Here is a 24084-nt window from a genome sequence, read left to right as displayed (position 1 = left end):
GGAGTACAAGATGACGACAAGAATGATGCGCGCCGCACGTATGTATGAGGGCGGCAAACCGATGCAGATCGAGCAGGTTCCGGTTCCCACCATCCGTCCGACTGAGGTACTGGTGCGAGTCAAGGCCTGCGGCATCGTGCCAAACCTGCATAACATCCTGACCAACTGGAAAACGTGGTTTCCCCATCTGCCCCTGCCACAGTTGCCGGCGATTTTTGGTCTGGATCCGACAGGTATCGTTGAAACGGTGGGTGAGCAGGTCTACGACTTCAAACCTGGTGATCGTGTCTATGTGAACCCAGCTCGCTACTGTGGATCGTGCCGTGCATGCCGCTCGGGCAACTCCACGGGGTGCACCGCGTACACCTTCAACGGTTACTTTGGTTTCACTGCGCGTAGTCCCAGGATGTTCGAGGACTATCCCTATGGCGGGTTGTGTGAGTTCATGCCCGCACCGCAATACAGCCTGGTCAAAATTCCCGACAACATGGCATTCGAAACTGCGGCTCGACTTGGATATCTGGGGACAGCCTATCGGGCCTTGCTCAAAGCCAATGTGGGGCCGAGCAGTACCATTCTGATCAATGGAATCAGCGGCACACTTGGCCTCGGCGCAGTAGCGTTGGCGCTAGCCATGGGGGTTCGGCGTATTTTGGGTACGGCGCGGAACGAGTCTCTATTCCAGCGCGTGAAAGACCTCGCTGCCCCAGGGCGTATCCAGATTCATACGTTGGGTGAAGGCAGCACTGCGCAGTGGGTTAATGAGGTGACTCACGGGGAAGGACTGGATGTGGTGATTGATGCCCTTGGCCCTGGTGCTCCTGCAGAGAGCCTTATCGACGCACTCAACGGTCTTCATCGCGGTGGTCACCTAGTCAACATCGGTGCGGTAGCAGGCCCTGTTCCGTTGGACTTGCACTGGATCATGGACAACGACATTCAGGTCAGCGGGTCTGCCTGGTTTACCACGGGGCAGGGCCAGGCCATGGCGGATATGGTGGAGTCTGGTGCACTTGACTTGTCCTTCTTCGAGCACAGCGTGTTCGCACTTGACCAGGTGAATGATGCCATCAGCGGAATCGAAAACCGCAACGGTGGGTTTGGTAACTACGTCATCTGTCCTTGAACCATCCTGCTGGATGGTGTGTGGCATAGCACCATCCAGACTTTTCTGCACTGGATGTTGGAGAGTTTGAATGCAAATACGAAGAGTTGTAACTGGGCACGATGCGCATGGCCACGCAGTGTTTATGATTGATGATGTGGCACCGCGCTCTAAAAACTTTCAGGACATGCCAGGCTACGGCATAGCTCAATTATGGGCTACGACAAAGGACGGTGGGTCTGATTCGGATCTCACTGCGGCAAACACTTCGCTGATACCTGGGCCGGGTGGCACGTCGCTCTTGATGGTCAGTTTGCCACCAGACACGGTGATGGCGGCACCTATACAGCCCGAGCGGGCGCTTGCTGAAATGCTTGAGTTTCTTCCAGGACTTATAGAGTCGTTCGAGAAAGAAGATCCAGCTATGCACTGCACGCCGACACTTGATTACGGCGTTTTGCTAGAGGGAGAGTTGTGGCTTGAATTAGATAACGGTGAGCAGAGGCTCCTGCAGGTGGGTGACGTAATCATCCAACAAAGTACACGTCACGCATGGCGAAATCGCTCATCAAGGCCAGCCAAAGCACTGTTCTTCATGCTGGGATTAAACCCAATATCGTGAATGATGTGGTGTGTATCCCAAGTCGCTTAAAAGGCAAGTCGAAATCAGGGAGAGGGCATGAAGCGTTGCCAGTTAATTGGGCTTTGCGGGAGCCTTAGAAAACATTCCGCGCATGAGCAGATCCTGAACACTATCGCTGAGGAACTATTGCCCTCGGATTCAAGCTTAACACTTTACAGGCTTCACAACCTACCGTCTTATAACGAGGATCTGGATGGGCCATCCGCTCCATACGCTGTGCTTGAGTTAAGGCAGGCTGTCTTGGCTGCGAACGGCATTGTCATTGGGTGCCCGGAATACAATCACGGCATGTCAGGAGTGTTGAAAAATGCGCTCGATTGGCTATCTAGGCCTCATGGAAAATCAGTGCTCAAAGCAAAGCCGATACTCACGTTCACTGCTTCTCCCGCATTTACTGGCGGGGTGAGAGCTCAGCAACAGTTGAACGAGACACTATGGGCTGTTTCTGCCGAGCTGGCTCGGTATCCTCAGATAGTGATCGGCTCTGTGCACGGCAAGCTATCTAATGGACGTCTTATGGACGAGTCTGTACGGAATTACATTAAGTTGGGGCTCGAGGCACTTAGAGAAATGATCTGACCTTAGGATGAACTGCATGCGTTCATTAGGATCTGCCAGTTTTTATGGTGACTCAAGTAAAGGCTGTGCTATGCAACTGTCCCCAGTAGATTTTGAGAAGCGCTATCTTCTGAACTTGGAGAGTGTCTAGTAAGCTAGGGGTGATTCACGCCTTGGCTCAGGCTGGATAATGCGTCGACAGCATTAATCCAGCACGATGATTTTGGAGACAAGTTCCGCGCTGTTTTTGGCCTTCAGCTTTTTCATCAGGCGCGCACGGTGAACCTCTACGGTGCGATGAGAGATGTTCAGCTTGCGGCCAATCTCCTTGCACGTTAGCCCGTTCACGATATCTACCGAAATCTCACGCTCTCGAGGTGTTAGGCTCTGTCTGAAATCCCAAGAAACTGAAATGTGGCCCCGGAACAGCCCAGGTTCGGTACAGTCGCCGACCATCTACGGAAAGGAATTCTGTGATGGCAAAGCGTTATGAGCTCTCGGATGAAGCGTGGGCGGTGGTCGCCGACCTCTTTACGGCAGTCCACGTCAGGGGCAGGCCCCGCAGCAGTGATCGCTTGATGCTCGATGGTGTTCTCTGGGTGCTCTGCTCAGGAGCAGCCTGGCGAGATATGCCCGAGCGTTTCGGGTCTTGGGCGACTGTCTATCACCGCTTCCGAGTCTGGCGAAACCGCGGAACGTTCGATCAGATGCTCAGACGATTGCACCTCAGACTCAATGACAAAGGCTTGATCGATCCCCACACCTGGATGATCGATTCGACCGCTGTTAGAGCAACCCGTGCTTCATCTGGAGCGCGGAAAAAAGGGGGCCTGACGAGCCTGCCGATCACGCTCTAGGCCGAAGTCGTGGCGGCCTGACAACCAAAATCCACATGCTCTGCGACGCCAACGGGATACCGTTGCGCTTTCTCCTCTCTGGCGGTCAAGCCAGTGACATCAGCTACGCACAACCACTGCTGGACGAGGTCAGCATTCCATCGAGCCAACGTGGCCGCCCGCGCAAGCGCTGTAAATGGCTACTTGCCGACAAGGGCTACGACGCCGAAGCGCTACGCCGCTACTGCGATCAATATCGAATGCAACCCGTCATCCCGCTGCGCTCGATGAAGCGCAAGCCCAAGCCTGGCTTACCCAGACTGTTCGACCGGCCCAAATACCGACAGCGCAACATCATCGAACGCATGTTTGGCTGGCTGAAAGAGAACCGCCGGATCGTCACGCGCTTCGACAAGCTCGCAAAAAGTTACGCCGCGATGGTCTCGCTGGCTTGTGTCATGCGGTGTATGCGACGGCTTTTTTCAGACAGAGCCTAGGTGGAGCGCTGAAGCTTGATAAAGTTTCCCGCCAAAATCCATGATCGAGCGTCATTCCTTCTCGTAGCGCCATTGCTTGGCCTTGGTGAACAGGCAGGCATCCAAAAAGCTTTCCGTGGCGCCGGCAGGCAGGTTTTTCACGGACAGTGACCGGTAGACATCGGTGTACTGCACCGGTTTGGCCATAGTCTTCAGCGGGGAGGACTCATCAATTTTGTACTCGATGCAAAACCCTTGTGGTACTCGGCGTAGTGAGACTACATCAGAATTTCATCGGGTGCGCAGCGAGGCATTTGCTCTCGAATCCCGAGCTTTAGCATTCAGCAGAAAAGCGCTGTTGCCGGGGATTCTATATCCGTCGGGCCGGAGTTGCTCGCCGCAGCTCTTGAGAAGCTAGCCACAAACGCTTCGGTCACCCACATCCACCATACGTCACGTATGCCCCGATCTGGTCTCATTCGATCATATGAACGGTTCAGGTCATATTCCTAAGATTGCCCAATAGTTGCGAAGCTCAAGGCGCGGGAAACTGTGGAAAACAAAACAGTGGAACCAACCCCATGCGCCTGTCCCCTTCTCAACCTTTGACGCGTAGCTACTGGCTGCAGAGTCTGGAGGAAAACCTTCAGCCCACACCGTCCCTGGAGGGTGAGTACAACGCTGACGTTGCAATCGTCGGTGGTGGTTTTGTTGGCCTGTGGACTGCGCTCACGCTCAAGGAGCGTGATCCCCACATCAACATCGTTGTGTTGGAGCAGGATATTTGCGGAGGTGGGGCCTCGGGACGCAACGGTGGTTTCGTCATGTCCTGGTGGCCGAAGATCGGCTCCCTGTTGAGCTTCTGTACCCATGAGCAAGCATTGTTCCTGGCGCACGCCGCTGAGCGTGCTATCGGTGAACTGGGCGAGTTCTGCGACCAGCATCAGATCGATGCGCACTACGTCCGTAAGGGCTGGCTCTGGACGGCGACAACTCCGGCCCACATTGATAGCTGGAATAGTACGCTGGACATGTGTGCACGTCTCGGCGTCGAACCCTTCACCCGTGTCTCGGGGGAGGAGGTGGCAAAAGCTACCGGTTCGGGTGTTCATCTTGCGGGGGTGTATGAGCGTAGCAATGCGACGGTGCAGCCGGGCGCTCTGATTCGAGGCATGCGAGAGGTGGCAAAGAAGGCAGGTATTCGGATTTTCGAGCAAACGCCGATAACCAGCATTGAGCCGGGAGCATCGGTGCGCCTGACCTCAGACAAGGGGCATGTGAACGCCACTTCAGTAGTGCTTGCCAGCAATGCCTGGGCTGCTTCGATTCCGGAGCTGTCCAAGCTTATCGTCCCTGTGAACAGTTCCATTGTTGTAACTGAACCGATCCCTGAAAAGCTTAAAAGAATGGGCTGGACTGGGCAGGAGTCAATCACCGATTCGCAGTTGATGGTGGACTACTACCGGACTACCCGGGACGGTCGTATTGCGTTTGGGAAAGGTACCGGTGCTCTGGCCTACAACTCACAAATCAACAGCACCTTCAGTGAGCACGCGGAGAGCATCGAGCTGACCGAGGCTGACTTCCGTCGTACGTACCCTGAGCTGGCCTCGACACGGCTTACCAATGCCTGGTCTGGCCCGATTGATCGTACCTATGACAGCCTACCAGTTTTCGGCACGTTGTCGGGAAGCACGAACATTCACTACGGCATAGGCTGGAGCGGAAACGGCGTGGGCCCAAGCCGCCTCGGTGGCCGAATTCTAGCCAGCCTTGCCCTTTGCAGCCGGGATGAATGGAGCACCTGCCCATTGGTTGGCCGTGACTGCAAAACCTTCCCACCTGAGCCATTCCGCTACGTGGGGGGCACTCTCGTTCGAAATGCCGTCATTCGCAAGGAGCGGGCCGAAATGAGTGGCGTTCGACCATCTGCAATTGACCGAATGCTGGCCGGGCTTGCCCCCGCCGGACTTGAAGACAAAGCCTGACATAAGAGGAGCCATAACATGACCCCAATCATTAAACGCCTTGCTGCGGATACTGAGTTCTCAGCATTGGCGCCAGTCGCACAGCCTCTGGGGGATGCGGTTTCTCAGACTTGTCTAGCCCTAGATGAAGTAGTAGAAGATCCGCGCTTCTCGTTAGGTGTATGGGAATGCACGCCAGGTAGCTGGCGTCGCCAAGTTCTCCAGGCTGAGTACAGCTATTTCATCAGCGGTAAGGGTTCTTTCAATCCAGATGTAGGTGACATCATTCACTTTCAAGCGGGCGATGCTGCCTACTTCGCTCCCAATACCACGGGTATTTGGATCATTGAGGAAACGCTAACTAAGCACTACTTCATTGTCGGTTGACTAACTTTTCGCCTTTCACAACTTCAATAATAAAGGTTGTATTATGAGCGTCTTCGATATCATCGAAAACTCGCCTGTGTCCAAGTTTCACCGCAAGTTACTGCTTGCGTGCTGCGGTGGCCCATTCTTGGACGGCTATATCCTCAGTTTGATCGGTATTGCTCTCATCGGTTTTGCCCACGACATTCCGGCATCACCAGTTGAGACTGGCCTTATCGGTGCCGCTTCGTTGCTGGGCATTTTCTTCGGCGCGACAGTGTTCGGTGCGGTCACTGACCGGATCGGGCGCGAAACGATGTATGCACTGGATCTGACCGTACTCATCGTCGCATGCGGTCTGAGTGCCTTTGTGACCGATGCCTGGCAATTGATCTTGCTGCGCTTCGTCATCGGCCTCGCGGTCGGCGCGGACTATCCGATTGCCACCTCCCTTCTCACCGAGTTCACACCATCCAAGCGACGCGGCTTCATGATCGGCCTGTCTGGGCTGGCTTGGTCGGTTGGAGCCATGACTGCCTTTGTCGTTGGTTATCTGGTAGTGAAATTCAGCGGTGACCACTCCCTGTGGCGTTGGATGCTGTTCAGCGGTGCTGTGGTTGGTCTTATTGTCGTGATCATGCGTCGTGGCATCCCTGAGTCGCCACGCTGGCTGGCCAGCAAAGGCCGTATCAAGGAAGCAGAGGAGGTCATCCTCAAGGTCTACGGCAAGTCGGTAAAGATCACCCAAGCGGATATCAACCAGCTCCATGATGGGGGGCGTCCACGCTCCATCATGTCTGACCTCAAGTTGATATCGTCTGGTGGCTACCTCAAACGCACGATTATGTGTGGCGTGCTCTATTTTGCCCAGATCACACCTCAGTACGTGCTCTACACCTTCGGTGGGATGATTTTGATCACTGCCGGCATTGAAGGCGTCAACGCATCGACACTGGGCGAACTGCTGATTGCAATCCTGTTTGCCATTGGCGTGATACCTGCATTGAGGCTGGTGGAAACTTGGGGGCGACGTCCGATGGTATTGGTACCGTTCGCGCTCATGGCTTTACCGCTGTTCGCGCTCGGGCTGTGGGCCGATGCCCCTGCCTGGTTCATCATCGGTGCTTTTGCCTTCTACGCCTTTGTTTCTGGCGGGCCGAGTATTCTGGAATGGATCTATCCGAACGAGTTGTTCCCGACGTCCGTGCGTGCGACTGCTGTTGGCGTGGCCGTTGGTATCAGCCGTATCGGTGCTGCAACGGGTACCTACCTGATGCCAATTGGTATCGAATCCATCGGTCTACAAGCGACGCTTTTGATCGGTGCAGGTATTACGCTCTTGGCGTTCTTTGTCTGCCTGGCGTGGGCTCCGGAAACCAAAGGTAAGTCTTTACAGCAGTCTGCTTCGCTGGGCTTGGCCACTAATTGATCTACATGCCACCGTTCTGGCTCGACGGCTTGTAGGCGTCGCTGCTAGGGTGGAAGCGGAATCTGGCGGCGTTGGTGACGATGTGTCACCAACGCCGCGGGACGGTTGAGCATCTCCATTGTGGCAGTCAAATACCATGTCTTTTAGCATCCAGGACATTATCGACAACGTATCTCTGCGTACCCGGTTATTGACCGGTGCGCAGGGTACCCAGCGAGTGTTGCGCTGGGCGCACGTATGCGAATTAGCCGATCCCAGTGAGTGGTTAGGGGACGGTGACCTGCTGATGACCACGGGCATGGGAATTCCCCGCGAGGCCGATCAGCAGCGGGCGTATGTCACCCGTCTTTTCGAGGCGCAAGTAGCCGGTATGATGATTGGGGAGAACATGCAGGCTCCAGACGATCTCACTGGGTTAAGTGAGCAGGCGTTGCTGCTAGGTTTTCCAATCTTGATCACTCATTACTCGGTGCCTTTCTCCGCAGTAACGAGGGCCATTGTCGATGCTAGGCAGCAGGCAGAAGATCAGCGACGACGTGCCGTAGTGCGGCTCTACGAGAGCGCCAGGATTGGCTTGCGGCACCTCGGCCTAAACGGATTGTTGCTCAGGCTTTCTGCAGATGTCTGCGCAGAGCTCTACCTTTTTGACACGCGCAGTCTGTGCCCTTGGCAGGAGGGGCTCGCGCCCCTACCTGAACGATGGCGAGAAGTGATCGGTTCGCGGGCACGATTCACCTATGATCTAACGCGCTGCCATGACGGGGAGAATGAGGCCTTAGTAATGGCACTCCCTGCGTTACCTGAGTGCGCGATTCTAGCCACAGGTGGCCAGCTCTTGGACTACGGCATTTTGCACCATATCGGCTCGGTGTTAGCCATTGAGCTTGAGCGTGTTCAAAGTGAGCACGAGCGTATGCTGCGGCTCGGCTCCGAACTGGTAGATGATCTTCTAAACATGAGGCTTGCCCAGCGTGCTGCATCGGAGCGGCTGGAGCAGTTAGGCTGCCCTCCAGAAGCGACACACCTTGTGCTTGCCCGGCTTGTTCATGCAGATCCGGGCACCTGGCAGCTGGAACTCGGTCGTCAAAACGTAAAGATGCTAGCGAGACAGGCGGGGGACGAGCTTGTTATTTTGATGACTGACCAGGCAGCTTATAAATCGCTCCAAGCTGTTTTAGGCTGTTCGTTAGGGATAAGCGCTGTGCTTGGCTCTGGCCTCAGAGTACCAGAGGCGCTTAGAGAGGCTCGTCTGGCCTTGGCCCATTCGACAGAAGCTCGGATGATTGTCGACTACGCCAACGCACTGGATGAAGCGTTCTGGTTGCCGAGCGATCTCGAGCAGGCAAACAGGATGTATCGTCGGGTGATCGGTACGCTTGCAGATTACGATGCTCAGAACGGCAGTCACCTGATTCACACACTTACGATTTTCCTTGAGCACAACCGCTCATGGCAGAAGTCGGCGCAAGCTCTAAACGTGCATAAGCAGACCTTGGTCTACCGCATCCGTCGTATTGAGGAAATCACCGGTCGTTCATTAGATGACACAGAGGGTGTTGTGGCTCTGTGGATCGCTTTACGTTCTATGGAAATTGCAGCGGGTGGGCATGACGCCGGATCACTCAGCTAGGTGATGTGGCGATAAACACAGCGGTGGGCATGGGATGGCCATCAACGCGGGCCCGGTGATGTTCACCCGGCGGCACAGTATCACGGAGTTTCCGTATCGATCATCTACACATCCGGCGCCCTCGATAGCGAGTTCTTTCATCGTTCGTATTCAAAAACGGCTCTTGTGTTTCTGTATGAAGCGCTGCGCCCGTTTCATTCGAATGAATGATTGTGGTGAATTAGACAAAACTCTAAAACCTTTTATAGGTGCCCACGGATCCCGCTACCGGAGGCCTGGGGTTCCCCATCGTCTAAAATATCGTCCAGCCGAGGCAATAATAATGTCAAAACTCCTCAGTACCGGTCTCACTCTCGTCTTCAGCTCCGCTATTGCAGTACAGGCGCACGCTGATTTGACTGTGGTTTCACATGGCGGCGCCAATAAGGCTGCTCAAGTCAAAGCTTTCTACGAGCCCTATAGCGCAATGACTGGCACGAAAATCATCGCCGACGAGTTCAATGGTGAAATGGCGAAGGTTAAGGTACAGGTCGATACCAAGAACGTCGCGTGGGACGTTGTGGAAATGGAGATGCCTGAGCTGATCCGGGCTTGCGATGAGGGAATGCTGGAGGAAATTGGCGAAGATCCTGTTATTTCCAAGCTGACACCTGAACTACTCGATGGGGCGGTACAGCCATGCGGTGTTGGTTTCTTTGTTTGGTCGACTGTGCTGGCCTACAACGCGGAGAAGCTTAAAACTGCACCGCAAGGGTGGGCCGACTTCTGGGACGTTGAAAAGATCCCAGGGAAGCGTGGCCTACGGAAGGGGGCGAAGTACACCTTGGAATTCGCTTTGATGGCCGATGGCGTAGAGCCCAAGGACGTGTACATGGTTCTGGAGAGTAAGGCGGGGCAAGATCGAGCGTTCGCTAAGCTGGATAAACTGAAACCGTACATTCAGTGGTGGGAGGCGGGCGCCCAACCACCTCAATATCTCGCCTCTGGTGATGTAGTGATGAGCTCTGCCTACAATGGCCGCATCGCAGCGGTGCAGAATGAAAGCAATCTTCGCATGGTGTGGAATGGCGGAATTTACGACATGGACGCGTTTACAATTCCTAAGGGTGCCAAGAACCGCGAAGAGGGTTTGCGCTTTATCCAGTCGGTTCTTCAACCCGAGGCCCAGAAGGCCTATGCCCAGCAAATCGCCTATGGCCCAGTGAACCGTGCAGCTGTTTCGATGGTAGACGCAAATCGTCGAAGCACTATGCCGACGGATGAAGCGAACCTCGAGCACCAAGTGGCCATCAGCGCTTCTTTCTGGGCAGATCATGGGGATCAGCTGGAGCAGCGCTTCAACTCTTGGGCCGCAAGGCAGTAATCAAGTAGACCATAGGGCGGCTGTTTTCAGTCGCCCTTCCTACATCAAAGGGAGTGATAGGGCAGCTTGCTCGAAAAGGAGGCGAAAGAGGGCGTGGAGCGGGTTTTTAGAGAGGGCTTCCGTCGCAGCAAGGCTGAGGTGCTGCTCCCCGACTTAGCCAGCGTAACGGGGTCACTCGCGGTCTGTTTGCTGCGAAGGATGGCGAGGTGGTCACCCTCGCGATGGTCAGCAGCAAGAAGGTGACGAAGAACGTAGGTTTGCCAGCGGTGTGGCGAATAGCCGACGCCCAGCATCGACTCATCGGTCTGGCCGGCGACAAAGTCAGTGACGATTAGGTCGAGCGTGTTTGCGATGTCTGGCGTGGCATGCTCAAACGACATGATCATGTCGATATTGTCGGGGGCGAGCACGTCAGCACCTGCGTCCGCCAGTTTTCCGCGCTTGAGTGCATCTACCAGTGCTTGCTTGTTTTTAACATCTCCACGGTTGGTTCTCTGGGGGAGATGGTGGGAACGGGGTAGCCTTGAGGTGGCTTCACTCCCCATTGGCCGCCACTTTTCCACAACGGTGTGTGGGCCCGTAGCAGTGCACTACTAGTGCTCACTTCCGACCCAAGACGCACCGTTTACGTCCTTTCCTACGCGTAGAGCCCCTGTGAACCGCCCTACAACGGTCTTGCCGGAGCTGGCATGTACTTTGCTAACAAGCAATAACCGAACGAACGTTAGAGCGGTTTCGATTTTTCTTGCCTCATCACACTTTGCCTTGGGAGATCTCAATGCCTACCTTGCCGACCATAGCCATTGTTGGAGCAGGCCCATCTGGTTGTTTCGTGGCGCAGTTCCTTGAAAAGAAATGGCCGGAAGCTGAGATTTCAATTTTTGAGGCGTTGCCTGTGCCCTATGGACTCGTGCGCTATGGAATCGCGGCAGACCACCAAGGGAGTAAAGGGGTTATCCAGCAGTTCGAAAAAATGTTCGAAAAGGGTAACGTCAAATTCTTTGGAAATGTGAGCGTAGGCAGGGACATAACCTTTCAAAAGCTTGCTGAGTCGTTCGATGTTTTGGTGCTGGCCACAGGCCTGAATCATGACGCCGTTTTAGATGTGCCCACTCATCCCGGAGCTCATGTCATTGGAGCGGGGCAGATTCTGAAGGCATTGAATGGATACCCTTTACATCGCCTACCAAAAGATGTTGGCGGTCAGATCCGATCACTGGGTAGTGATATTGCGGTCATTGGAAGCGGCAATGTCGCAGTCGATTTTGTACGGATGATTTGTAAATCAAGTGATGAGTTTCTTGGTTCTGATGTAGTAGATGACGTCCTTGCGCAATTAAAGTCTTCAGGGTTGAAGAAGATAAAGCTATTCAGTCGCTCTCCCGCATCCATGGTGAAGTGCGATGGTTCAATGCTTGAGGAATTACTGAAGCTTCCAGGCATACGTGTCAGTTTTGAAGATGCTCCTGAGGAGCAGGGGCGCGTCCCGGATATCCTTCGTATGCAAAAAGAAAATATGAAGGCCCGAGAGGGTGAAAAAATCGAGATCGAGCTTGTTTTTGATGTGACTATCAATGAGCTGGATTTTGTTGGTGGGCGTACTGTTATTTCAAGCCTGAGCAAGGGCGCTGGTGCTTTAAAAGTTGATGGATTTGATACCGTCGTAACTGCTATCGGCTTCACTAATGGCGTGTCTGAGAATAATTTGATTCCTGGCAACGACTGCGATGGTGATGCAGTATATCGAGTTGGGTGGTTGAGGCGTGGCCCGAAAGGAACTGTTGCAGAGAACAGGAAGGATGCAAAGTCCGTTGCAGATAAAATATGCCAGGATTTTGAAGATGGATTAAATAGGCCTGGGAAGGTTGGGCGTGCATCAGTGCTGCATGAGCTATCAACTAATGTTGTCGATTATGATGGCTGGCGCCGTATTGACCGGTATGAGCAGAGTAGCGCTGTTAAAGACCGGTGTAGAAATAAACTCCGGGACTTGGTGGCAATGATTAGAGTGGCGCGCGGGCAGGATGCTACTACGGCGAGTGCTGATATTGTTTGATTAAATTCGTAAATAAGGTGAATGTATGAGCGATATCTTAGTGGCTTTTGGTACTGAGAGTGGTAACGCTGAAATGGCAGCGGATGATATCGTTGCAAATCTCAGTGCAAGGGGGGTCGAGGTTTCGGTCAAGTCAATGGAAGATATTACCGCATCAACGTTACTTACGTGCTCAACCGTTATTGTTGTGACGTCGACGTATGGTGAAGGTGACTTACCTGAAACGACGATTCCTTTTTTCGATGTGCTAAACAATGAACGACCAGATCTCAGTCGGCTTGGATTTTACGCATTTGGCTTGGGCGATAGCACCTATACCAATTTCAATAATGCAATTAGAACTATTTCCGATAAGTTGGTCGAGTTAGGCGCAACCATGATTGGCGAGGTTGGTTGTCACGACGCTGCGAGCGGCAAGTCGCTCACGGTAGTGGCATCGGACTGGATCGACGCAGTCTACCCGTGATTCGAGCCTGGAGTTAATTGATGAATATTACACATGAAGTACTGCCTTGGGCGCATCCGGATTTTCGAAGAAACCCTTACCCTTGGTATGCACGTTTGCAGCGGGACTACCCAGTTTATCAAGAGAGTGAGCGTACTTTTGTAATCTCTCGCTACGAAGATTACATTAAGTATGTGAAGCATCCCGCTATGAGCATGGTTGAGCCGGATTGGGTCAAGCCCCATAATTGGCATGTGTTCCTAGATACGATTCTGTTTTATGATCCGCCGCAGCACACCAGTCTTCGCCGTCATACGAATAAGTGGTTCACGCCAAAGTTGGTTAAGGAGTGGGTGCAGCACACTGTCGATGTTGCCGAGGCCGCGCTAGATCTGATCGATGAAGATGGGTATATCGAGGCGCACCACCATATTTGCGTGGTGCCGACACACGTGACGATGTGTCGAGTGCTTGGGGTCGCTGAGGATGATATTGATCTTGCGACACTGAACTCGTTGAAAATCGTTGGGATGCAAACACCTGCGGCAACTCAAGCAGATAAGGATCGCGCAAAAGAAGGCTTTGAGTGGCTTTTTGCTAAATGTCAGGCAATGATTGAGGAAAAAAGAACAAACCCCGGGGAGGGATTGCTGGACGCGATGCTCAAGCTTGAGCAGGCTGGGGAAATGACTTCTCGGGAGGTCATCCAGACACTGGTGCTGCTCTATTTCTCTGGAGCTCCCAATCCAGCATACGTAACAGCTGCGATTTTAGAACATTTTGCTAGGGATCCTGATCTCTACGATTTGTATCGCGCGCAGCCTGATGCCAGGGCTGCCATGATCAACGAATTCATACGACTTAATCCCCCTGAGCAATCCTTTACTCGCTATCCCACCGAAGATATTGAAATCCGCGGTATTACCATTCCTGCCGGCTCATGTATCCGATTTATGACCGCGGCGGTTAACAGAGATGAAACTGTTTTCAAACGACCTAATATGTTCGATCATACTAGGCCCCAAGAGGCCAGTCAGCACGTTTCCTTTGGGGTTGGTGTGCACGCTTGCGCAGGTCAAGTAATCAGCAGGGCGGAAATTGAAGCAACACTTAATGTCATTGCTAGCAAGTACTCTCGTGTCGAGCTTGCAGAAGAGCCTGTGACATTGAATGATGATCGAATTCGTAACTATATTACGCTCCCTCTGATATTCAAGAACTAGCTTGATGACTAGCATGTGGGCGAGTGGGAATAGTCTGGTAGGTCTGGGCTTTTTGGCTCGCAGAGGGTGGTGTGTCAATGGATAATGAGTTTGAGGTTGTATCAATGTCAAGCGCTATTAAACGGTATGTGTTAATGGTGGTTGATATCTTGATCCTGGAAGTCTACGCGAACCTGCGTTGAATAAATATAATGATGAAGCATCTCCTTATCTGCCGAGCTGACGTTGAATTAACTATTTATCGAGGATCGGTTTATGACGATGACTGCAGAGGCAGGGGGAGCATTTGGAGCTTCTGAAGCGGGGCGTGCCAGGCTAACGGGTAAAATGGGTGCTTTTAGTTTGGCGCTGACGGTGCTGGCTTTCTCCGCTCCACTCACAACCGTTTCAGGGTATATACCTGTTGCTTTAATGTTTGGAGGAGTGGCCAGCCCGCTCGTATTTCTAATCGTCACTGTGATGATACTTATTTTTAGCGTCGGCTATGTGACGCTTAATACAACCGTAAAGCGTCCTGGCGATTTTTACTCCTTCATTAGCTATGGCTTGGGTAAGGAGGCAGGTCTAGGCTCCGGTTTGATGGCTGCAGTTGCCTATTTCCTGATTTTGACTGGTGTGGCTTCGTATTTCGGTGTTTCGGCAGCGGATTTCCACCGGGAAATCACTGGGCACGCCTTTTCCTGGTATTGGTATGCGCTGTTTTGCTGGCTCGCTGTTGGGATGCTGGGATATTTGAATGTGGAGCTATCTGCCAAAGTTCTGACTTGGGTGATGGTTGCTGAAGTGATCGTGTGCTTGCTTTTTGCATTTGGAGTACTGCAGGGAGGCGGGGAGTCAGGGATTGCTTCCGTTGATGCATTTACACCTGGCGAGTTGAGTAAGCCCGGTGTCAACTTGCCATTCGCCATGCTGTTTGTGGTGTCGTTCTTCATGGGTTTTGAAGCGACCGCGTTGTTTCGCGATGAAGTGAAATTCCCAGACACTACGATTCCAAGGGCTACCTACGGTGCAGTAATATTCATCGGCTGTATTTATACTTTGTGTGCTTTTGCCATGGTTATGGCGTATGGGGGCAGTGTTCAGGCAGTGGCTTCAAATTCACCGGCGTCCATGTTTTCAGGCGCCCTCTCGAGTTTCTCCGAGGGCCCTGTTCACTTGATGATTTCTGTCCTGATCCTGACCTCATCGTTCGCCTGCATTCTTTCGATCCACAATGTTCTGTCACGGTATCTGTATAACTTAGGTACAGACGGTGCGCTTCCCGCATTTTTAGCATCTGTCCATGAAAAGCATGGATCGCCTTATAAGGCTTCTGTGTCGGTTTCTGTGCTAGTGCTCCTAGTGCTTATGCCCTTCATCACGCTTAAGGTGAAGCCTGACCTGCTTTATGGTCAACTTTCTGGCGTGGGAACAGCGGGTGTTATTTGCCTGCTCACCATGGTCAATGTCTCTGCATTGGTTTGGTATTTCGCAAAAGGAAGGGCCAACAAAGCTAGCTTCCTCAAGTCGTTTTTGGCGCCCACTGTTTCAACAATATTTTTTGTTAGCTTGATGGTTTTGGTCGCTAAACACTTTGAGTTATTGGTCGGGGGGGAGCCAGGTGAACGGGTATGGATGCTCTACGCAATACTGGTTGTTCAAGTAGTGGGTATGATACTGGCTGGTTTTTATCGCAAAACCAAGCCTGAAACGTTTGCGAGGCTTGGTCGAGCCCATCACGGGTGAGCTTACCTTTGCGCCTGGGTGACTAGCATCACTCAGGCGTGAGAAGGTCTTTTGTAGCAGCTGAACCCTGGTTATGTGGTAAGGTCAAGCGTGTTGATGAGGGGTGACAAGGTTGGTAGGGGATTATGCGCAGCAGTGAAAATACATTGGTTATGCTTGAGCGTTTAAAGGGATACCTTAATACGTTCGACTGGAATGAATTAACGAAAAGCAAACAGGTCATCCTCGAGTCCTTTCTTCGGGTTGCTACGCGCGAAGGGATTTCCAATGTTTCTATGCGAAGTTTGGCACGTGCGGCTGGCGTGAAACCTCCGACCATCTACTTCCACTTTCCGGAGGGGCGCGAGCAAATCCTGTCTGCTGCTTTACGCTGGCACTACAACAATTTTGCTCATGCGTTATACAAAGCTCTCGAAGGATGCATCTCTCCGGATGAATATTGGCGTAAGCTCATCGCATTTCATGTTTCTCAGCAATTACAGCGACCCGAGAATGATATGTGGGATGCGCTGATAGCGACTGATCGGATCGTCAAGGTCTTGCCAGGAACTCTTCGCTCGGAAGTGGATGATTGGGAAGACTTCTGTGACCACATGTATTTTGCTATCTCGCAAGACATGGGCGTTTCGGAAGGTGAAAGAAATGCTAGGGCATTGCGGAAGCTCGTTGACACTATTGGATCTTGGTGGCGTTGGGATGGCAGCGAGCAGGGGCTCAGTGATGCGGCTTCTTATGTAATAGATATTTCCAATAAACTCATGGAAATTAAGGTTTTTGAGAGTCAAGGTGAGCCGGAATAGTCAGATGAGTACCCAGGCTCACGAGTAGTGCTGATCAATCAGCGGTGATCTCCGATCGCTTCTCTAATGCTCGGGCGAGCAAGTAGATCAGGCATCCAACTAATGCCATAGCCGCACCGACGTACCCGGTTGAAGTCCAACCCCAACCGGCATTGATTGCCAAACCACAGATCCACGGCCCCAGCGCATTGGCAAAGTTCAGTGCGGCATGGTTGGACGCTGCAACCAGGGACTGGCCATGCCTGCTCACGTCCATGAGCCTCATCTGCAGGGCGGGTGTCAGGGCAACCATGCAGCCCAGCATAAGCGCACCGGCGGTGATTCCGGTCACTGACTCGGAGAGCAACGGGAAAGCGAGTAGAACAACGACGCTGAAGATCATGACCTGATTTACGGCCAAGAATTTGTACTTGTCATAGAGCCAGCCGCCAGCCAGGTTGCCAATCATGGTGCCGACGCCGAACACCGCTAGCATCGGTGCGATCCAGTTTTCGCTCAGATGGGTGACATGAAGGACGGTGGGAGCGAGGTAGCTGTAGACACCAAACATTCCGGAGAATCCGATAGCACCGATGGCGAGAGCTAACCAAATCTGAGTGTTTTTGAAGGATGCAATTTCAGCTCGAAAGTCCATCCGGGCTTCATTCTCGACATCTGGAGCATAGCGGTAGAGCAACACCACACTCAGAACACTGAGGACGGTTATGCCTCCGAACACCCAACGCCATCCCATTGCTTGCCCCAGGTATGTGGCACCCGGTGCTCCGATCAAAATGGCGGCGGTGATGCCCAACAGGATTCGACTCACGGCTTTACCCCGTTTGTTAAACGGTGCCATTGAAGCAGCAATGGTTGCGGCAACTCCGAAATATGCGGCGTGAGGGAAGCCGGCAATCAAACGCGAAAGCAGCAGGGTTTCGTAATTAGGCGCCAGAAGGCTTAGCGCATTGGAGACGGTATAGATCCCCAGCAAAAACAAGATCAGATTTCGCTTTTTGAGGTAAACACCGACAAGCACCATAATAGGTGCACCGACAACTACGCCGAGAGCGTAGGCGCTGATTAGGTGAGCCACAGTGGTTTCAGGCTTGTCGAAAGCTGTGGACAAATTGGAAAGCAATCCCATGACGGCGAATTCACCGGTGCACAATGAGAAAACACCAAGAATTAGCGCAATCTCTACAAGGGCCTTCTGGCTTTTAAATATTGACAAAGCACACACCTCATAAGGTAACGACCAAAGCGGTACCGCTGATATTGAATTTCAACGAGTTTGGTAAAGTGTTAAACGCTAGTCGCGTCCAGTACCCAAAGCTTGCTAAAGGAGTTAAGCGTGTTTTAGGCTTTGTGTGTTTTGTGCCTGTAACGTGGGCTCGCGATGGTACGTTATCACACCCTCGGGGATGTGCAGAAGATAGATTCGATATATGTCTGAGCGGCATTATTTTTCAGAGGTGATAATGCGTTGTTATCACAGTGAAGTGGAGTGTTGCGTCGGAATGCCAAGGCTTGATTTGTAGTAGTGCTCGAAGCCTTGGCTTTTTTGACTCAAATACAGTTTTCTATACGAACGGGGAGATCATTTCCGCTGGCTTAAGCTCAACTGGTTTGGTCGGTGGGTTCAAACTTTCCTCGACTATTTCAATCCAGTGTTTCACTGGTTTTTTTCTAGCTCCGCTTAAGTGCGTTTGGCAGCCAATATTGGCAGTAACAATTTCATCCGGGTTACCACTCTCCAACGCTGCTAGCTTCTGATCACGAAGGCGGATGGAGAGCTCTGGTTGAGTGATCGAATAGGTGCCTGCAGATCCACAACAGAGGTGGCTGTCGGGCACTGAGGTGAGCGAGAAACCGAATCGCGTGAGGATTTCTTCGACGGCACCGCCGAGTTTTTGAGCGTGCTGAAGTGTACAAGGGCAGTGGAATGCGATGCGCTGGCTAGCACTGGGGCTTAAAGTTTCAAGGGGCTCGGCTCTGATCACCTCAGCCAAGTCTTTTGCCAGTGAGCTTATGACGCGAGCTTTCTCTGCATACTGCTTATCGTCCTTCAGGAGGTGCCCGTAGTCACGGACAAACGCCCCGCAACCGCTTGCGGTTTGCACGATCGCTTCGGCACCATGCCGCACTGCTGGCCACCAGCTGTCGATGTTCCGGCGGGCTCGCTCCAAGCCACGTTCCTGAGCATTCAGATGGTAGTCTACGGCCCCACAACAACCGGCTTGTGGAGCACTCAAGACAGAAATACCAAGCCTATCGAGTACTCTGGTAGCAGCAGCATTGGTGCTGGGCGCCAGTGTTGGTTGCACACATCCTTCCAGCATCAGAACCTTACGTTTGTGATGCCTGCGTGGGCGCTCCCTAGGTGAATCGGGAAGTGGCGGTATCTTACGTTTGAAGGCTCCAGGCAGTAACGGCCGGACAATCATGCCAGCTGTGCACAATATTTTGAACAAAACTGGGCGCGGTATCACTGTCCGAATACCGGTGCGTAGGAGACGCTCATAGAGGGAACGGGGAACTTCTTTTTCAACTACTTCGCGCCCGATATCTAGAAGGTTGTGGTACTGAACACCAGAAGGGCAGGTTGTTTCGCAGTTTCGGCATGATAGGCAGCGATCTAGATGCTGCTGGGTTTTTGCGGTAACCTCGTTACCTTCTAAAACTTGTTTGATCAGGTAAATTCGACCGCGTGGCCCATCAAGTTCATCGCCCAATAATTGATAGGTTGGGCATGTTGCGGTGCAGAATCCACAGTGCACGCATGAGCGCAGGATTTTTTCCGCTTCTTCTGCTCGGGGTAATTCCTTCGCCTTCTGGCTGAGTAGAGTTTGCATGAGCTGTCCTTAAACCTCTGCACTTAAGCGGCCAGGATTGAATATGTTCTGAGGATCGAATTGGTTCTTCAGATTTTTCTGGTATTTCATCAGTGTTTTCGACAACGGCTGTAGTGAGGATTCCCCCGCGGCGTAACGAATGGCATGACCGCCAACATGTTCCACCGCACTACGAATCGCTTGAGGATCTTCATTGGTCTTGAGCCAGCGTTGAGCGCCTCCCCAATCCAGCATTTGATCACCTGATGAAATGTAGGGCGAGACGTTAGCAGGCAAAGAAAGGCGCCAAAGAGCTTCTGGCTTTTTGAAAAAATCACTCTCGTGCTCGCGAAGGCGTTTCCAGTAATCATTTTCGAGGGGCTGACCTCCCAGTATGCTTAATGCTGACCTTACAGAACCTTCGCCGCCTTCAATGCGCAAGTGGAGGAGCGCGCCATCGTGGCACGCAGCGGTAATCGGAATAGGTTGCTGACCCCAGCGCGCCAGGTTCGCCATAGCCTGCGCTGGAGTCATGTCTAGAGAAAGACTTGCGGAGGCTCTAGGTTTGGGAAGAACCTTCAGCGATACCTCGGTGATGACACCGAGACAACCGAAGCTTCCTGCCATCAGGCGGGAGAGGTCGTAGCCTGCAACGTTCTTCATGACCTCGCCACCAAACCGCATCAGCTTGCCGTTGCCGATGATTACCTGGACTCCAAGGACATAGTCCCTTACCGCTCCTGCCCAAGGGCGACGTGGCCCAGATAGGCCGGCTGCAACCATCCCGCCTACGGTCGCATCAGGGCCGAAGTGCGGCGGCTCGAACGGAAGCATCTGGCCCGCGTGATCCAACGCAGCTTCGATTTCCCACAACGATGTGCCTGCGCGGGCGGTGATGACAAGCTCAGTTGGATCATAATTCACGATGCCGCGATGGATCCTGGTATCGAGGACTTCGCCAGCCATGTGATTGCCGAGCATGTGCTTGCTGTTGCTCCCCTGAATACGAAGGGGGATGTCCTCGTTGAGGGCGTAATTCACTTGCTCAAGCAAGTCAGCGCTGTTGTCGTAATCGTGCTGCATCAGAAGCGCTCCAACTCAGGAAAGGGCAGGTTGCCGTGATGAATGTGCATGGAGCCGAATTCAGCACACCGATTCAGTGTTGGAATGTTTTTTCCAGGGTTGAGCAAACCGTGCTTGTCGAAGGCATGCTTGACCGCGTGCATGAGGGTGATTTCGTCACCACTGAACTGCGCGCACATTTGGTTTATCTTTTCCCGTCCAACGCCATGCTCTCCCGTGATGCTCCCACCGACCTCAACACACAGCTCGAGGATTTTGCCTCCAAGCGCTTCAGCGCGCTCCAGCTCACCCGCTTTATTGGCATCAAAGAGAATCAGTGGGTGCATATTCCCGTCACCTGCGTGGAATACGTTCGCTACCCGCAAGCCGTACTCGTTGGACAGCTCTTCGATCCCGTTCAGTACCCGGGGCAGCTGACGGCGGGGGATCGTGCCGTCCATGCAGTAGTAGTCGGGAGATATACGCCCAACAGCGGGGAACGCGTTCTTCCTGCCCGCCCAAAATCGCACCCGCTCTGCTTCATCTTGCGCAAGCCTGACCTCAGTCGCGCCGGCCAATTCGAGGATGGTTTTTACCCGCTCACAATCTTCCTGCACATCCGCTTCAACGCCATCGAGTTCGCAGAGCAACATGGCGGCGGCGTCGACCGGATAACCGGCGTGTATAAAGTCTTCGCTGGCACGGATGGAGAGGTTGTCCATCATTTCCAAGCCACCTGGGATGATGCCGTCAGCGATGATGTCGGCTACTGCCGCGCCCGCCTTTTTGACTGAGTCGAAGCTGGCAAGCAGCACGCGCGCCACCTGTGGCTTGGGAAGAAGTTTCACGGTCACTTCTGTGATGACTCCCAACATACCCTCTGACCCAGTGAACAACGCCAGTAGATCAAAGCCAGGGCTGTCGAGCGCGTCGCTACCCAGTGTGAGTGTCTCCCCCTCAATGGTGAGGATTTCGACCTTCAAGATGTTGTTCACGGTCAGCCCGTATTTGAGGCAATGCACGCCGCCCGCATTCTCGGCAACGTTTCCACCAATCGAGCATGCGATCTGTGATGACGGATCAGGTGCGTAATAGAGGCCATGTGGTGCTGCTGCTTGGGAAATGGCCAGGTTGCGAACCCCGGGCTGAACCGTTGCAAATCGACCTAGTGGATTGACCTCTATGATCTGGTTGAAGCGGGCCATGACGAGGAGAATGCCTCGCTCGTGCGGCAGTGCTCCGCCTGAGAGTCCGGTTCCCGCACCTCGCGCTACTACGGGGACACGCAGCTCGAAGCACGTGCTGAGAATGGATTGAACCTGATCAATTCTGGTCGGTATCACGACCAGGAGAGGCATGACTCGGTAGGCCGATAGGCCATCACATTCGTAAGGTCTGAGCTCCTCTTCTGAGGAGAGAATTTCGAGATCAGGAATCAGGCTTGATAGCTGATCGAGCACCTGCTTTTTGTCGACGTTGGGCAACGCACCATCGACACGCTCGTCATAGAGGATGTTCATCGCGCTCTCGAGTTTGGCTTTTATTCTTGTGTGATTTACCTCCCGCTCGGACGTTTTTATCTGGCAGGAGCGGAAGGTAAACCCACACTGCGCGGCTGATTTCAGCATGTCGATCATCAAGCGATCTGGTAGTACCAGTTTTTACCGGCAACCGATCGAAGTCCCTTTGGATCGGGTCTTTGCGGGGATAGACTGACTTCTGTCATCCTGCAATTTCCGGCTGGTCGTACCAGCTATCCAGGAGCCTTGATGGAAAACTCGCACTCGGGCAAACAAGAAAAAACCCAAGTCGCTGACCAGGTTGCCGAGCGCATCGAGCGCTTGATTGTTGATGGCGTAATCAAGGTAGGTCAGGCGCTACCCTCTGAGCGGCGATTGATGGCCAAAATGGGTTGTTCGCGCTCAGCGCTTCGAGAGGGGCTCAGGATTCTTCGCGGACGAGGGATCATCGAAACTGAGCATGGTCGAGGTTCATTTGTTGCTGATCTATCCAACACTGAAGCTACGCAGCCGATGATGTACCTGTTCAGTTCCCAACGCAGGACACTCTACGATCTCCTGGAGGTTAGGGCACTGTTAGAAGGTGAGTCCGCGAGACTAGCCGCCCTTAGAGCAACGGATGTGGATCGATTCCTAATCCGTAAGCGCTACGAGGAAATGCTCTCTGCGCATTCTGATCCTAAGCAGCATGATCCCAAGGAGCAGGCCAGGCTCGATCACGCCTTTCATCGTTCTATCAGCGAGGCTTCGCACAATCCTGTACTTGTTCACACGCTGCAAAACCTGAGTGATTTGACGTTGAGCACGGTCTTCGCGTCGGTCAACAATCTCTATTGCCGCCCTCCCCAAAAACGACAGATTGACAGGCAGCACTCTCGTCTCTATCACGCGGTGATGGAGCAACTGCCGGAGCAGGCTCAGCGTGCGGCGCGAGACCATATCAACAGCGTTCGAGATAGTCTGCGAGAAATCGAGGAGGAGGAGCAGAGGCTAGTGCGTTCCACCATGCGATTGGAGGGGGGGCACTGACTTGTCGGAGTGAGTTCGCCTATTGGCGGGAGGCGGGATCGCGCGGAGTCAACGCATAACGCATTCAGGTCGCTGGACTAGGTGGTAGCGCGGACTACCACCCAGCCTAGCTGTCCCTTAGCGCTTATCGCGAATCGAGAAATTCGCCATATGCTCCAAGCCTTTGATCAACGCTGAATGATCCCAGTCGCCCCCACCCAATGCCACACAGGTGCTGAAGACTTGCTGAGTATTTGAGGTGTTGGGCAGATTCAGCCCAAGCTCTTTCGCTCCCTGCAGGGCCAGGTTGAGGTCTTTCTGGTGCAGGTTTATACGGAACCCTGGGTCGAAGGTGCCTTTGATCATGCGCTCGGCGTGCACTTCGAGGATTTTCGACGAGGCGAAGCCACCCATCAATGCTTCACGCACCTTGGCTGGATCGGCACCGTTTTTGGCGGCGAACAGTAGCGCTTCGCTGACTGCCTGAATGTTCAGGGCGACGATGATCTGGTTGGCAACTTTAGCGGTCTGGCCGTCCCCATTGCCACCTACGCGGGTGATGTTCTTGCCCATGGTTTCGAACAGCGGCAGGGCTCGCTCGAAGGCTTTCGGGCAACCACCGACCATGATGCTCAGGGTCGCCGCCTTGGCTCCCACTTCACCGCCGGATACCGGAGCATCCAGGTAGGCCGCACCGGTTGCCTTGATTTTTTCGGCGAAAACCTTAGTCGCGGTAGGTGAGATCGAGCTCATGTCGATCACAACCTTGTTCGGGCCCACGCCTTCGGCAACGCCGTTTTCACCAAACAGTACGCTTTCCACCTGAGGGGTGTCAGGCACCATGACGATAATGAATTCAGCTTCCTGGGCAACCTCTTTTGGGTTGGCCAAAGCTACTGCGCCAGTGGCGATCAGATCGGCAGGAGCGGCGTCGTGATGGGTGGAGACGAAGATGCTGTGACCTGCTTTTTGCAGGTTTTGCGCCATGGGCTTGCCCATGATGCCGGTGCCGATGAAACCGATTTTAGCCATGACAATGTGCCTCTTTGTATTGGTTCA

Annotated in this window: 22 protein-coding genes and 1 pseudogene; 15 read left to right on the top strand and 8 right to left on the bottom strand. The window is 53.3% G+C overall.

The window, feature by feature from the left end; all coding sequences use genetic code 11:
• Positions 1-10 precede the first annotated feature (10 nt).
• The 3 genes from HU770_RS19220 to HU770_RS19210 all read left to right on the top strand — a co-directional run bounded on the left by HU770_RS19220 (position 11) and on the right by HU770_RS19210 (position 2327).
• Entirely contained in the window at positions 11-1126 is a 1116-nt protein-coding gene (locus tag HU770_RS19220) for an alcohol dehydrogenase catalytic domain-containing protein (protein WP_186664989.1), read from the top strand.
• A gap of 70 nt (positions 1127-1196) precedes the next feature.
• Positions 1197-1727 (top strand): cupin domain-containing protein, encoded by a 531-nt coding sequence (locus HU770_RS19215; RefSeq protein WP_186664988.1) that lies wholly within the window; start codon positions 1197-1199, stop codon positions 1725-1727.
• A 57-nt stretch (positions 1728-1784) separates the two neighbouring features.
• Complete coding sequence (locus tag HU770_RS19210; RefSeq protein WP_186664986.1) at positions 1785-2327, top strand: NAD(P)H-dependent oxidoreductase; 543 nt, start codon at positions 1785-1787, stop codon at positions 2325-2327.
• 183 nt (positions 2328-2510) lie between these two features.
• Here the strand turns inward: HU770_RS19210 and HU770_RS19205 are convergent.
• Positions 2511-2690 (bottom strand): annotated as a pseudogene (locus HU770_RS19205) (LuxR C-terminal-related transcriptional regulator); the annotation flags it as partial.
• Between the two features lie 92 nt (positions 2691-2782).
• Here HU770_RS19205 and HU770_RS19200 point away from each other — a divergent pair.
• Positions 2783-3639 (top strand): IS5 family transposase gene (locus tag HU770_RS19200; protein ID WP_152604589.1). Its coding sequence is split into 2 segments (ribosomal slippage): positions 2783-3131 and positions 3131-3639, totalling 858 coding nucleotides; the frame shifts between segments, so codons are not numbered across the junction.
• A gap of 51 nt (positions 3640-3690) precedes the next feature.
• Here the strand turns inward: HU770_RS19200 and HU770_RS27295 are convergent.
• The gene (locus HU770_RS27295) at positions 3691-3825 is read right to left on the bottom strand and encodes a hypothetical protein (RefSeq protein WP_261871920.1); all 135 of its coding nucleotides are present in this window, start codon (positions 3823-3825) and stop codon (positions 3691-3693) included.
• Positions 3826-4199: 374 nt separating this feature from the next.
• Here HU770_RS27295 and HU770_RS19190 point away from each other — a divergent pair, with 374 nt between their 5' ends.
• The 5 genes from HU770_RS19190 (at position 4200) to HU770_RS19170 (ending at position 10373) form a co-directional block, all read left to right on the top strand.
• Positions 4200-5606 carry an FAD-binding oxidoreductase gene (locus HU770_RS19190; protein ID WP_186664984.1) on the top strand — a complete coding sequence of 469 codons (1407 nt, stop codon included), beginning with the start codon at positions 4200-4202 and terminating at the stop codon, positions 5604-5606.
• Positions 5607-5624: 18 nt separating this feature from the next.
• Positions 5625-5972, top strand: coding sequence for a cupin domain-containing protein (locus tag HU770_RS19185; RefSeq protein WP_186664982.1), 348 nt, complete (start codon positions 5625-5627; stop codon positions 5970-5972).
• Positions 5973-6015: 43 nt separating this feature from the next.
• Positions 6016-7380 (top strand): MFS transporter, encoded by a 1365-nt coding sequence (locus HU770_RS19180; RefSeq protein WP_186664980.1) that lies wholly within the window; start codon positions 6016-6018, stop codon positions 7378-7380.
• Between the two features lie 136 nt (positions 7381-7516).
• Entirely contained in the window at positions 7517-9010 is a 1494-nt protein-coding gene (locus HU770_RS19175; RefSeq protein WP_186664978.1) for a PucR family transcriptional regulator, read from the top strand.
• Between the two features lie 322 nt (positions 9011-9332).
• Entirely contained in the window at positions 9333-10373 is a 1041-nt protein-coding gene (locus HU770_RS19170) for an ABC transporter substrate-binding protein (protein WP_186664976.1), read from the top strand.
• A 44-nt stretch (positions 10374-10417) separates the two neighbouring features.
• On the opposite strand, the gene HU770_RS19165 is transcribed toward HU770_RS19170, so the two are convergent.
• Positions 10418-10783, bottom strand: a complete 366-nt coding sequence (locus HU770_RS19165; protein ID WP_186664974.1) for a hypothetical protein — start codon at positions 10781-10783, stop codon at positions 10418-10420.
• Between the two features lie 368 nt (positions 10784-11151).
• Between HU770_RS19165 and HU770_RS19160 the strand changes: the two genes are divergently transcribed.
• The 5 genes from HU770_RS19160 to HU770_RS19140 all read left to right on the top strand — a co-directional run bounded on the left by HU770_RS19160 (position 11152) and on the right by HU770_RS19140 (position 16622).
• Positions 11152-12429, top strand: coding sequence for an FAD-dependent oxidoreductase (locus tag HU770_RS19160; RefSeq protein WP_186664972.1), 1278 nt, complete (start codon positions 11152-11154; stop codon positions 12427-12429).
• A 25-nt stretch (positions 12430-12454) separates the two neighbouring features.
• The gene (locus tag HU770_RS19155) at positions 12455-12895 is read left to right on the top strand and encodes a flavodoxin domain-containing protein (RefSeq protein ID WP_186664970.1); all 441 of its coding nucleotides are present in this window, start codon (positions 12455-12457) and stop codon (positions 12893-12895) included.
• Positions 12896-12915: 20 nt separating this feature from the next.
• Positions 12916-14097: a cytochrome P450 gene (locus tag HU770_RS19150; RefSeq protein ID WP_186664968.1), complete on the top strand. Its 1182-nt coding sequence runs from the start codon at positions 12916-12918 to the stop codon at positions 14095-14097.
• 255 nt (positions 14098-14352) lie between these two features.
• Positions 14353-15822: an APC family permease gene (locus HU770_RS19145; RefSeq protein ID WP_186664966.1), complete on the top strand. Its 1470-nt coding sequence runs from the start codon at positions 14353-14355 to the stop codon at positions 15820-15822.
• 125 nt (positions 15823-15947) lie between these two features.
• Positions 15948-16622 (top strand): TetR/AcrR family transcriptional regulator, encoded by a 675-nt coding sequence (locus HU770_RS19140; RefSeq protein WP_186664964.1) that lies wholly within the window; start codon positions 15948-15950, stop codon positions 16620-16622.
• A 34-nt stretch (positions 16623-16656) separates the two neighbouring features.
• Here the strand turns inward: HU770_RS19140 and HU770_RS19135 are convergent, their stop codons facing one another.
• The 4 genes from HU770_RS19135 to glcD form a co-directional block, all read right to left on the bottom strand.
• A complete protein-coding gene (locus HU770_RS19135) occupies positions 16657-17835 on the bottom strand; it encodes an MFS transporter (RefSeq protein ID WP_227697179.1) in 1179 nt (392 codons plus the stop codon).
• A gap of 349 nt (positions 17836-18184) precedes the next feature.
• Complete coding sequence (glcF, locus tag HU770_RS19130) at positions 18185-19456, bottom strand: glycolate oxidase subunit GlcF (protein WP_186664962.1); 1272 nt, start codon at positions 19454-19456, stop codon at positions 18185-18187.
• Positions 19457-19465: 9 nt separating this feature from the next.
• Positions 19466-20518, bottom strand: a complete 1053-nt coding sequence (gene glcE, locus HU770_RS19125) for a glycolate oxidase subunit GlcE (protein ID WP_186664960.1) — start codon at positions 20516-20518, stop codon at positions 19466-19468.
• Entirely contained in the window at positions 20518-22017 is a 1500-nt protein-coding gene (gene glcD, locus HU770_RS19120; RefSeq protein ID WP_186665028.1) for a glycolate oxidase subunit GlcD, read from the bottom strand. Before glcD ends, glcE begins: the two co-directional genes overlap by 1 nt.
• 249 nt (positions 22018-22266) lie before the next feature.
• Between glcD and glcC the strand changes: the two genes are divergently transcribed.
• On the top strand, positions 22267-23046 hold the full coding sequence (gene glcC / locus HU770_RS19115) for a transcriptional regulator GlcC (protein ID WP_186664958.1): 780 nt from the start codon (positions 22267-22269) through the stop codon (positions 23044-23046).
• Between the two features lie 117 nt (positions 23047-23163).
• Here the strand turns inward: glcC and HU770_RS19110 are convergent, their stop codons facing one another.
• Complete coding sequence (locus HU770_RS19110) at positions 23164-24057, bottom strand: 2-hydroxy-3-oxopropionate reductase (RefSeq protein WP_186664956.1); 894 nt, start codon at positions 24055-24057, stop codon at positions 23164-23166.
• Between the last annotated feature and the right edge of the window lie 27 nt (positions 24058-24084).

It is taken from the genome of Pseudomonas sp. SWRI68 (assembly GCF_014269165.1).
Lineage (GTDB): Bacteria > Pseudomonadota > Gammaproteobacteria > Pseudomonadales > Pseudomonadaceae > Aquipseudomonas > Aquipseudomonas capeferrum.
This window is presented reverse-complemented; position numbering and strand designations above follow the sequence as displayed.

Coding starts and splice junctions, on each gene's coding strand:
- HU770_RS19190 (WP_186664984.1), top strand. CDS start 4,200: ATGCGCCTGTCCCCTTCTCAACCTTTGACGCGTAGCTACTGGCTGCAG.
- glcD (WP_186665028.1), bottom strand. CDS start 22,017: ATGAACATCCTCTATGACGAGCGTGTCGATGGTGCGTTGCCCAACGTC.
- HU770_RS19215 (WP_186664988.1), top strand. CDS start 1,197: ATGCAAATACGAAGAGTTGTAACTGGGCACGATGCGCATGGCCACGCA.
- HU770_RS19185 (WP_186664982.1), top strand. CDS start 5,625: ATGACCCCAATCATTAAACGCCTTGCTGCGGATACTGAGTTCTCAGCA.
- HU770_RS19110 (WP_186664956.1), bottom strand. CDS start 24,057: ATGGCTAAAATCGGTTTCATCGGCACCGGCATCATGGGCAAGCCCATG.
- HU770_RS19150 (WP_186664968.1), top strand. CDS start 12,916: ATGAATATTACACATGAAGTACTGCCTTGGGCGCATCCGGATTTTCGA.
- HU770_RS19140 (WP_186664964.1), top strand. CDS start 15,948: ATGCGCAGCAGTGAAAATACATTGGTTATGCTTGAGCGTTTAAAGGGA.
- HU770_RS19210 (WP_186664986.1), top strand. CDS start 1,785: ATGAAGCGTTGCCAGTTAATTGGGCTTTGCGGGAGCCTTAGAAAACAT.
- HU770_RS19220 (WP_186664989.1), top strand. CDS start 11: ATGACGACAAGAATGATGCGCGCCGCACGTATGTATGAGGGCGGCAAA.
- HU770_RS19170 (WP_186664976.1), top strand. CDS start 9,333: ATGTCAAAACTCCTCAGTACCGGTCTCACTCTCGTCTTCAGCTCCGCT.
- glcF (WP_186664962.1), bottom strand. CDS start 19,456: ATGCAAACTCTACTCAGCCAGAAGGCGAAGGAATTACCCCGAGCAGAA.
- HU770_RS19180 (WP_186664980.1), top strand. CDS start 6,016: ATGAGCGTCTTCGATATCATCGAAAACTCGCCTGTGTCCAAGTTTCAC.
- glcE (WP_186664960.1), bottom strand. CDS start 20,518: ATGCAGCACGATTACGACAACAGCGCTGACTTGCTTGAGCAAGTGAAT.
- HU770_RS19145 (WP_186664966.1), top strand. CDS start 14,353: ATGACGATGACTGCAGAGGCAGGGGGAGCATTTGGAGCTTCTGAAGCG.
- HU770_RS19175 (WP_186664978.1), top strand. CDS start 7,517: ATGTCTTTTAGCATCCAGGACATTATCGACAACGTATCTCTGCGTACC.
- HU770_RS27295 (WP_261871920.1), bottom strand. CDS start 3,825: ATGGCCAAACCGGTGCAGTACACCGATGTCTACCGGTCACTGTCCGTG.
- glcC (WP_186664958.1), top strand. CDS start 22,267: ATGGAAAACTCGCACTCGGGCAAACAAGAAAAAACCCAAGTCGCTGAC.
- HU770_RS19160 (WP_186664972.1), top strand. CDS start 11,152: ATGCCTACCTTGCCGACCATAGCCATTGTTGGAGCAGGCCCATCTGGT.
- HU770_RS19155 (WP_186664970.1), top strand. CDS start 12,455: ATGAGCGATATCTTAGTGGCTTTTGGTACTGAGAGTGGTAACGCTGAA.